This window comes from Alcanivorax sp. HI0044 (assembly GCF_001634945.1).
Map to the genome: position 1 here is coordinate 1 of NZ_LWEZ01001790.1, position 771 is coordinate 771.

Consider the following 771-nt stretch of genomic DNA (forward strand, 5'->3'; position numbering starts at 1 on the left):
GTCAGTGCCGTTCTGTGCGCAGGCTGAATCCAGCGTCTCTATGATGCGGGGCAGGTTGGTGAGCATGACCGGCTTGCCATTACGGTAAGTATCCCAGCCTTGCATGGTGGCCATCAGTGTCAGGTAGTTGTCGCTGCGTGCCTGCAGCAAGTCCTTATCCTGCAAACGTTGGATGATGTCTGGTGCCTGGGTGTGGCTGGACCGGGGGGCGCTGCTACCCCAATAAAGTTGCCGGCAGTCGATGCTGGGCGAGTAGCTTCCTGTCTCCACGGCACAGCGGGCGTTGCCCTTGAGGTGGACCAGCGTACCGGCGGCGGGCGGGTTGTCACGCACGGCCTTGGCATTGTCCAGCTCTCTTTGCGGTGCACCGCTGAGTGACTGGCTGGTAAGGAGGATGTCGCGGGAGAGTTGGGTGACACTGCTGAGCGGAAACAGCAGGGCGATGGCGCCCACGATGGCCAGGGTCAGGTGTCGCCCCCAGTACACCGGAGGAAAGCGGCGTACTTCCTGATCCAGGGACATCCGGTTGCCGTAACTGACAACGCTGTAATCGTCGACCCGGATGGCCATCTCCTGGTTCTGCCCGTCTTCATAGGTAATAAAGGGGCGCCAGTGTTCCGGCAGAGAAAAGCCGATGCTGTCGTTCAGCGTGACGGATATCTGCACGTTGTTCTGTTCATCCACACCTACCGGGGTGAGACGAATCTGCCCGTAGACCTGGTTCACCTTCAGCGGCTCGCCGGCAGGTGGGCGACGGAAGAAGAGGTAGAG

At 60.6% G+C, this 771-nt stretch carries 1 protein-coding gene; it reads right to left on the reverse strand.

Features of this window, described 5'->3' with window-relative positions; genetic code table 11:
- A partial coding sequence (locus A3730_RS26745; RefSeq protein WP_156501391.1) for an IgaA/UmoB family intracellular growth attenuator occupies positions 1-771 on the reverse strand: 771 nt, incomplete at both ends.